Annotated in this window: 8 protein-coding genes; 6 read left to right on the top strand and 2 right to left on the bottom strand. The window is 59.4% G+C overall.

Annotation, left to right across the window (positions count from 1 at the left end; all coding sequences use genetic code 11):
- From gatB to KGL31_11645, 4 genes are all read left to right on the top strand, one after another.
- On the top strand, positions 1-1,052 hold a 1,052-nt coding region (gatB, locus tag KGL31_11630; GenBank protein ID MDE2322541.1), incomplete at its 5' end, for an Asp-tRNA(Asn)/Glu-tRNA(Gln) amidotransferase subunit GatB.
- Positions 1,049-3,067, top strand: coding sequence for an AsmA family protein (locus KGL31_11635; GenBank protein ID MDE2322542.1), 2,019 nt, complete (start codon positions 1,049-1,051; stop codon positions 3,065-3,067). The genes gatB and KGL31_11635, both read left to right, overlap by 4 nt.
- Before the next feature lie 8 nt (positions 3,068-3,075).
- The gene (locus KGL31_11640) at positions 3,076-4,122 is read left to right on the top strand and encodes a glycosyltransferase family 4 protein (GenBank protein ID MDE2322543.1); all 1,047 of its coding nucleotides are present in this window, start codon (positions 3,076-3,078) and stop codon (positions 4,120-4,122) included.
- A 10-nt stretch (positions 4,123-4,132) separates the two neighbouring features.
- Positions 4,133-5,047: a LysR family transcriptional regulator gene (locus KGL31_11645; GenBank protein MDE2322544.1), complete on the top strand. Its 915-nt coding sequence runs from the start codon at positions 4,133-4,135 to the stop codon at positions 5,045-5,047.
- Positions 5,048-5,083: 36 nt separating this feature from the next.
- On the opposite strand, the gene KGL31_11650 is transcribed toward KGL31_11645, so the two are convergent.
- The gene (locus KGL31_11650) at positions 5,084-5,995 is read right to left on the bottom strand and encodes an ankyrin repeat domain-containing protein (protein MDE2322545.1); all 912 of its coding nucleotides are present in this window, start codon (positions 5,993-5,995) and stop codon (positions 5,084-5,086) included.
- A gap of 155 nt (positions 5,996-6,150) precedes the next feature.
- A complete protein-coding gene (locus KGL31_11655; protein MDE2322546.1) occupies positions 6,151-6,894 on the bottom strand; it encodes a hypothetical protein in 744 nt (247 codons plus the stop codon).
- 179 nt (positions 6,895-7,073) lie between these two features.
- Between KGL31_11655 and KGL31_11660 the strand changes: the two genes are divergently transcribed.
- Both KGL31_11660 and KGL31_11665 read left to right on the top strand, forming a co-directional pair.
- Positions 7,074-7,664, top strand: a complete 591-nt coding sequence (locus tag KGL31_11660) for a helix-turn-helix transcriptional regulator (GenBank protein ID MDE2322547.1) — start codon at positions 7,074-7,076, stop codon at positions 7,662-7,664.
- A 156-nt stretch (positions 7,665-7,820) separates the two neighbouring features.
- Positions 7,821-9,463: chloride channel protein (locus tag KGL31_11665; protein ID MDE2322548.1), on the top strand; the 1,643-nt coding region annotated here is incomplete at its 3' end.

Genomic DNA, 9,463 nt, shown 5'->3' on the forward strand with positions numbered 1-9,463 from the left:
AGGCGGCAGACTACAGCCTGGTGGACTTTAACCGCAGCGGCGTACCGTTGATGGAGATCGTCAGCGAGCCAGACATCCGCACCCCGGAGGAGGCCGCGGAATATCTCCGGCAGCTTCGGGCGATCCTCGTCTACCTGGAAGTCTGCGACGGCAACATGGAGGAAGGCAGCCTGCGTTGTGACGCCAACGTCTCCCTGCGGCGCGCCGGAAGCGAGGAGCTGGGAGTCAAGGCTGAGGTCAAGAACATGAACTCCTTCAAGAGCGTTCAGAAGGCCCTGGCCTACGAGATCCAGCGCCAGGCTCAGGTCCTTAAAGAAGGAGGCAAGATCGTCCAGGAGACACGGTTGTGGGACGCGGACCAGGAGCTGACCTTGTCGATGCGAAGCAAGGAGTACGCGCACGACTACCGCTACTTCCTCGAGCCTGACCTGGTCCCGTTGACCACCTCGCCGCAGCGGATCGATGAGATCCGCGCGACGCTCCCGGAACTCCCGCAACAACGCCGCGCTCGGTTTGTTCAGGAGTACGGTATCCCGGACTACGATGCCGCAGTCCTTACCGCCTCCAGGCCGCTGGCCGACTACTACGAGGCGGTCACAAAGGCGTCTCACGAACCAAAACTTACCAGCAACTGGGTGATGGTGGAGCTCCTGGGCCATCTAAATAAGGATAGTCGGGACATTACCGACAGCCCGATCCCGCCGGAAGAGCTGGCTGCTCTGCTCACGCTGCTGCTTCGTGGAACGATCAGCGGCAAGATCGCCAAGACGGTCTTCGAACAGATGTATCAGACCGGAAAGCCGGCCGACCTGATCGTCAAGGAGCAGGGGCTGACGCAGATCTCCGACCAGGATGAACTACGCCGTATCGTTGAGGAGGTGCTTGCCGCACACCCCGGGCCGGTCGCCGACTACCGGAAAGGAAAGGTGCAAAGCCTCACCTTTCTGGTCGGCATGGTCATGAAGGTCAGTCGCGGTAAGGCCAATCCGCAGGTGGCCAATGAGTTGCTGATCGCGCAACTCAAGGGCAAGGAACCCGGAGGGAACGGGTGACGAGACGCGGCCAGCGTCGGCTCCTCTGGTTGTTCCTGGTCCTGGGTGGGGTTGTCGCGGCCCTCTTCGCCGGCCCGCTCCTGCTGGACCAGGAGCGATATCGCGGAATCCTCATTAGCCGGGTCAGCCAACTGCTGAACCGCAAAGTCACCGCAAGCAGCCTGCGAGTCCATCTCCTGCCGTCGCCAGGGGTGACCATCCGGAACTTGATCATTGCCGACCGCGCCCCGTGGTCTGAACCGTTCCTGAACGCGGAGCAATTTCATATCGCGCTCAAGCTGCTTCCGCTCCTCAAGGGCGACCTCCAGATCGGGAACATCCGTATTGACCGGCCACGCATCAGGTTGGCCAAGGGGTCGGATGGGTGGAACATCGAGGACTTGATTCGGCCGACCGCGCGAGCGGCAGCCGCCGAACCGCACCCTGCTGAAGGCACAAGAGCGGCCAGAGGACAGCCTGCTCTGCCGATCTTAGTAGCGGGGGCGCTGACTATCCGCCATGGGACTCTCGTACTCGACAATCCTCTCCATCCTCATGGCCCGGTCAACCTGGAGTTTAAGGATGTCAACCTGGATATCCCGGCTCCACTTCCCTCTCATCCTCTTCGCATCCATGTCAGTGGACAGTTGCCCGGCGAAACATCCGGCTCGTTTGACCTCATAGGGAGCGCAGAGCGCCGTGAAGGAGATCGCACGCCGATTGAGGTGGCACTTCACGTGCAGGGCATCGAAGCCGCGCAACTGGCATCGACCCTTGGCGTATCACGCGCCTCCTCCGTCGCAGCGTTCAGTGGAACCCTCGATCTCGAGGGGAAGGCTGTCGGCGAGTGGCCACGCCTCAACCTGGAGGCTCACGCCGATCTCCAGCGCGTCGGTGTGGCGGTCGCAAAGGAACCGGGCAAAACGCCAGGAGACAAAGCATGGCTACGGGCGAAGGGACGATGGGAAGGCGACAGCCTCGACCTTTCTGAGGTGAGCCTACTCTGGAAGGGCCACACCATCGCGGGCCGCCTCCACCTTGTAACCCAGAGGTCGCCTCGCCTCCAGTTTTGGCTGAATACGACCGATCTTTCTATCGAACCGATTGTGGCGCTTGCGATCGCGCTAGCGCCTGTAGGGGCGACCGGCCGATCGCCCCTACGCACCGCAGACGTCGTACCCTCAAATCCCCCCACCCCCCATTTGTCAAAAGGGGGTACGGGGGGATTTCGTGCCCAATACGCCCCAGAAGGCGGCGAACTCCAGGTTGAGGGACATCTACAGTCTGATGTTCTGCGTTGGGGGAAGCTAATCCTGACCGGCACAGAAGGCGACATTCACTACTGCTGCCGGCTCCTCGCTATCCGTAAACTCCGAGGCGGCTTCTATGGCGGAACGCTTTCAGGTGATGCTGCCCTCGACTGGCGTGGGCCGACATCCCGCGCAACGATCGCTGCGCATCTGGAAGGGATCCAGACCGAACCATTCCTGAATGCGATCCAGGAGCCACGGTGGAACTTGCGCGGAATGATGACGCTGGATTCACAAATAGAGCTTTCAGGACAACTCGGACCTGGGGCGCTCGCCAGGGCCTCAGGCCAAACCGACATGGCTGTGACGAACGGGCGCGTGACCGGCTATGCGCCTCTGGAACGGCTGTCCAAAACTGTGGATCCTATCCTGGAGGGGTTAGGCGTCGCATCTCCCACGCTGAACGAGTTCAACCGCCTCAGCGCCCATTGGACCCTCAACAGTGGGATCCTGCGAACCAGGGATTTGACGCTGCTTCGAGATGGGGCCAAGTTCTATGCTGCCGGGAGTTTCAATCTGCTCAACCAGACCATGGACTTCGACGTGACTGCCAAGGTGGCGAAAACGACGCTCGAGGCCAAGGTGCACGGGCCCTCGTCTGACCCGGTAGTGACTCCGCAAGCAGGGAGCATCGAGGGACGCATCAAAACAGACGTGGGTAAACTCCTGGGGAAGGATCGGAACAAGGAACTGGGGAAGATGCTGCGGCAACTCTTCAGCCGCTGAGTAGCGAGATGCGACTGGGCATTCTCACCCCCTTTTATATCCCCTCCGTCCGAGGCAATTCGATCACAGTCCAGCGTATCGAATCGGGGCTGCGCGAGCAAGGTACGATCGTCCGGGTCTGGTCCCTGGAGGAGGGTCTCTCGTCAGGCGAGATCTTGCAAGCACTGGAAGCATTCGCCCCCGATCTGGTCCATGGATTCCATGTCAGTGCGTCGGGGTGGATCGCCACGGACGCCGCGTTCCGGTTGGGTATTCCATCGATCCTCAGCGTTACCGGAACCGATGTCAACACCGATCTCTTCGATCCTGACCGAAGGATACAGGTCATGGACGTCCTTCGACGGGCAACACGCATCGTGGTCTTTCACGACTGTATGCGGGCCAAGCTCATCGGCGAACTACCCGAGGTAGAGTACCGAGTCCGGGTGATCGGCCAGACCGTTCGCTGCCAGGAGGCCCCATTCGATCTCCGACGCCACCTGGGGCTGACATGCGATGATCTGGTCTTCCTCATCCCCGCAGGCATCCGGCGTGTGAAAAATGTCACCTTCTGCCTGAAGCCGCTTGATGCACTGAGAATACAGTATCCCCAGATCAAAGCCGTCTTCGTGGGACCGGTCATTGAGGCTGCCGAAGGAGTCAGATTACAGGAACTCCTGCGCGACTACTCCTGGGCCTTCTATCTGGGCCCGGTCCCTCATGAGCAGATCTGCGCCATGCTCATGTCCGTAGATGTGGTGATCAACTCATCGCTCTCCGAAGGCGGCATGGCCAACAGTATCCTGGAGGCGATGAGTCGCGGTCGAGCAGTCCTGGCCTCGAACATCGAGGGGAACCGATCGGTGGTGCGTGACGGGATCGATGGGCTCCTCTTCGCATCGGAGTCGGAGTTTGCCCATAAGGCTGAGCGGCTGATCAGGGAGCGGGATCTTCGCCATATGCTCGGAAAGAACGGGCTGGAGAAGATCGAGCGGGAGTTCTCCACAGAGCGAGAAATTCACGACTATCTTCAACTCTATCATGAGGCGATCAGGGCCGGGTCGCGCCGATTATAGAAGACGTATCATGGATCTCCACGTCCTCGAGTTGTTCTGCAGAATTGTCGAATCGGGAAGTTTCTCGAAGGCGGCCGACGCGATGTACCTGACCCAGCCCACCGTCAGCGGCCACATCAAAAAACTGGAGAAGGATGCAGGAGTCCGGCTGCTGGATCGGCTCGGGCATCGGGTCACCCCAACAAAGGGCGGGAACCTGCTCTATCGCTATGCCAAGCGGATCCTGACGCTCCGTCAGGAAGCCCAACAGGCCCTCGACGAGTTCAAGGGAGGGCTGAAGGGAGAGCTGATACTCGGCGCCAGCAGCATCCCAGGCGGCTATCTGCTGCCGCCCCTGATCGGACCGCTTAGGGCTCGCTATCCGGACATCTCGATCGTCCTCAAGGTTTCGTACTCAAAAGAGATCATTGAGGCGGTGATCGATGGCGCCTATGAGGTCGGTGCCGTAGGTGCGCAATTCGATGATGGCAGGCTCGAATACCGGAGATTTGCCGAAGATGAGATGGTCCTGGTCGTGCCACCCACGCACCCCTGGGTGTCCCGGAGGAGCGTGAAGGCAAAGGAACTGCTGAGCCAGCCGTTTCTCATTCGGGAGCGCGGCTCAGGAACGCGCAAGATTATGGAACAGGCCCTGGAGCGTCGCAATCTGTCGATCGGCGCCTTCAAAGTGATCGGCGAACTGGGCAGCAACGAGGCGATCCGGCAAGCGGTCAAGGCTGGCGGAGGTATCGCTATCATCTCGAAGCTTGCCGTCGCAAGCGACATCAACTGTCGCGAACTCCACGCTATTCCCATCACAGGTCTAAAGCTGATCAGACCTTTCTACCTCATCACCCACCGCCACCGTTCACGCTCGCCGATCTGTAATGCCTTTCTCACATTCGTGAGCGTCCCCACTTTGCCTGATACTTCCCATCATTCCTGATTCCGTTCCGACATATGGAGTCCGGTATCTTTGTTTTTAGCGCGCCCCGTGTCGCTCCAGCAGTTCCGCCACCTTGGAATGCTCATGCGAAGACAGATACATCCGTGCCGTCTGGCGATGATAGTTCTCCGCGTTCGCATCAGCGCCCTGATGGAGCAGCAGCCTTACAATCCTGGGACGCCCTCGCTCCCCCGCGCAGACCAGGGCCGTCTTGCCTCTATGATCCTGAATACCTACGTCAGCACCATGCGTAAGCAGCAGTTCGACGACTCCGGAATGCCCTCTCCACGATGCGCGGATCAGAGCGGTTGCGCCACTCTGATCCTGCGCATTCACATCCGCGCCGTGCGTAAGCAGCAGTTCGACGACCCCGGCATGGCCATTCCACGCCGCACGCATCAGGGCCGTCCAGCCATCTTTATCCCGTACGTGCACATCCGCGCCGTGTGTAAGCAGCAGTTCGACGACCCCGGACCGCCCGTGTCCGGACGCATGTATCAGGCTTGTCCAGCCGTCTTTATCTCGAGCTTTCACGTCTGCACCGTGCGTGAGCAGCAGTTCGACGACCCCGGCATGCCCTTTCCACGACGCATGCATCAGGGCCGTCCAGTCGTTATGATCCTGGGCATTCACATCCGCGCCATGCGTGAGCAGCAGTTCGACACCCTCAGCATACCCTTTCCACGCCACACGCATCAGGGCCGTCCAGCCATTGTAGTCCTTCGCATTGACCTCCGCGCCGTACGTGAGCAGCAACTCGGTGATCTGGGCTCGCCCATGCCAGGAGGCATGCATCAGCGCCGTCCAGCCATGTTTATCGGTCGCGCTCGTATCGGCCCTCGCCGCTAACAGGCTCTTGACTTTCTCGGTGGTTCCACATTTCGCCGCCTCGATCAGCTTTTTCCCGGGTTTCCCACTACCCTCAAATAATGAGCTGAACAAACCCATAGACCCTCCTCTTAACTCTCATACCATAAGAGAGCGTCATTCATGACATCACCATGCTTTCCCCCAACTACCATTGGAAGTACTGATGTCGCATAAATACACCACCTGCTGAAAACCGATTCTTCAGTAGGCCGGACCAATGGTGTAAGCAAGCCTTAGACCTGCTTCTTCCGCTTGCCATTCCTGTAATACGTTGCCCCGGCTATCAAGGCCGAAATGCCCAGCATTGTACCGGCTGCCTGGAACCCCAGTTTGGAGACGTACCATGGGAGGCCTGTCTGCATCTTAAGACCAACTGTAAAGGGAAACGTGAAGGTGGGATCGATGGCGTGCAGTTCGGCTTCCGTAGGCTCGTTTCCGTGACTGTGGCTGACCAGTTCCAGTTCCGCAGGCTCGGCAAGGGAATGAGGCTTATGCGCAATACCAGGCCCCACCTTGTTCAACGTCATAATGGCCTTGTAGTGACCGGCAGCAGGGATGTCGGCATTAAGAGTGATTAAACCATCATGGTATACTGTCGGTGGCACAGAGAGAATGGCGCGCCCACTGTGATGCTCGCCCGCTTCGACGACTTCCACAGTGATGGGCAATGCTCGCATCTCTTCATTGTAAAGATCAAAAGACAGCGACAACTTGCCCGTCTTCGGGACCCCTTCACAGTACGACTGAAACTCCTGCTTTACTCTCTCCGAGCCTACTTCGTGCAACGTGACGACCTGTGATGCCCCATACTTCTCCTGATAGGCTGTAAAGTGAACCGTGTAGTGACCTTTCTGTAGTTTGCACGCATCGCCTTTATCCATGTCACCCATCGATTCACCGCCGCCGTGGGCACGGGCCTGGGACGCCATAAAGACAAGTAAGAGTATGGCGCAGGATACGGATATCACGTGTCTCATTGTTCAACTCCTCCAACTACGCCCCATTATTGGGGGATGCGTGAGTACGCCATAATGATGCGCTGATCGCAGAAGGTGTGTCATATATGATACGTTATATCTTATGATATACACCTGTCAAGCACAAAACTTGACAGACATATCGTATACTTCTATATTGGATTCCACAGAGAACAACCATGGTTGAGCAGCTTGTCATCAACGTAGGGAAAAAGATCAGAGAGCTTCGCCAGCAGCGAGGTCTCTCCCTGCGCCAGCTCAGCGGGCAGATCGAGGTCTCGCCCAGCGCGATCCATAAGATCGAGCAGAATCTCATCTCTCCGACCCTCGGAACCGTCCTCAAGATCGTGAAGGGCCTGGGAACGACTCTCCAATCCCTCCTGGACGAGCACGGCGAGACAAGAGAGGTCGTCTATCTCGCAGAGGCCAAGCGACGGAGTACCCCCGTTCCTGATCTCAAAATCAGCATCCAGCCATTGACCGGCGGGTTACCCAATGAAGCATTCAGCGCCGTATTGTTGACTATCCCCAAGGGCGCCAAGATGAAAGAGCGGGAGTTCCACCATCATGGGGAGGAGCTTCAACTCTGCATTAAAGGAAAGGTGCGGTTTACTATCAGAGACGAGACCTATCTCCTGAGGCGTGGGGACAGCCTTCACTTTAAGAGCTACCTTCGACACTTTTGGGAAAACGTAGGGAATACGGAGGCCAGGCTTCTCATGGTCTGCTCTCCACCGATTCATCTGGGCGGGGGGTCGAACGAGGGTTAGGCATCAGTGAGGCCGACCGACCATGACGGGATGTGTGCCAGTCGGCCGTAGTTCGCGCTATCCGGTGTCGTGCGGACTTGACGAGCTTCCGGAAGGGTCGGAGCATTTTCCGTAATCGTCAAAGGTTTCCGCATTTATCGAGTGGGAGGATCTCTCATGATTTCTTTGGGCAAAGCGATACAACGATGGCGTGGCCAGCTCGGGCACAACGAGTTGGGCGACTTCACGGCGACGCCGCGCGTGGTCCCAATCTCGGCGCTGGCCGTTGGCATCGGAGCATTGAGTGCGTTCGTGGCACTGATCCTGCTGCGACTCATCAGCCTGTTCACCAACCTGTTTTTCTACGGACGCTGGGATACGACCTTCGTGTCGCCGGCGGACCACCACCTGGGGTTTCTGGTGGTCCTTGTGCCGGTCGTCGGCGCGCTGATCATCGGGCTGATGGCGCGGTACGGGTCGGAGCAGATTCGCGGTCACGGCATCCCAGAGGCAATTGAGGCGATCCTGCTGCGGGGCAGCAAGGTCGATCCGAAAGTGGCCTTCCTCAAGCCGCTATCGTCCGCCATCTCAATCGGATCGGGAGGACCCTTCGGTGCCGAGGGGCCCATCATCATGACCGGCGGGGCCTTCGGCTCGATGATCGCACAGTTCTTCCACTTCACCAGCGCCGAGCGCAAAACGCTGCTGGTGGCAGGCGCGGCTGGCGGTATGTCGGCGACCTTCGCTTCGCCGGTGGCGGCGTCCGTACTGGCCGTAGAACTGTTACTCTTCGAGTGGAAACCTCGCAGTGTGATCCCGGTCATATTGGCCAGCGCCACGGCGGCTGCGGTGCGCCGGTACATCATCGGGATCGGCCCCCTTTTCGCGGTCCCGCCGCATCCGCAGTTCATCGGTCTGCAGGGCCTTGCGGGTTGCATTGTCGCGGGTCTGTTGGCCGGATTGCTCTCGGCTGTACTGACTCGAGCAGTCTACGCCTCCGAGGACGCCTTCGGGCGACTGCCGTTGCACTGGATGTGGTGGCCGGCGATCGGCGGGCTGGCGATCGGACTCGGCGGTCTGATCTTTCCCCAGGCGCTCGGCATCGGCTTCGACACCATCGGCGAGTTACTGAAAGGCGACGTTCCGGGCCGCGTGATCCTCGGAATTCTGTTGGTCAAGTCTACGATTTGGGCCGTGTCGCTCGGCTCCGGCACCTCGGGCGGCGTGCTCGCGCCGCTGCTCATGATGGGCGCTGCGCTGGGCGGCGTTGAGGCAATGATTCTTCCGAATGAGGGCGCAGGTTTCTGGCCTCTGGTGAGCATGGGCGCCGTCCTGAGCGGCACGATGCGCGTACCGTTCACGGCCGTTATGTTCACGCTCGAACTGACACACGATGTGAACATGATACTGCCGTCGCTCGTCGCCATCGCATTGGCCTATGGGACGACCGTCATGGTAATGAGCCGTTCAATCCTGACCGAAAAGATCGCGCGCCGCAGCTATCACCTGAGCCGCGAGTACGCCATCGATCCGCTTGAAATCCTGTTTGTCCGTGAGGTGATGCGTACGGACACCACGACCCTGCCGCTCGGTACCTCACTTACTGCGATTGAGCCGAAGCTTGTGCCGCGCGGCCAGCGCGTCCAGCATCTTTTCCCCGTGCTCGATGGCACAGGCCGACTTGCCGGCGTGATCACCCGGCGTGCCCTGCGGCACGCCTTCCAACACAAGCGGACTGACGGCGAGGGGCAGCACCTGGACGAGCTCCTGCTCGCCGAGCCGGTCCTGGCCTACGCGGACGAGCCCCTGCGCGAGCTCGA

It is taken from the genome of Candidatus Methylomirabilota bacterium (genome assembly GCA_028870115.1).
GTDB lineage: Bacteria > Methylomirabilota > Methylomirabilia > Methylomirabilales > Methylomirabilaceae > Methylomirabilis.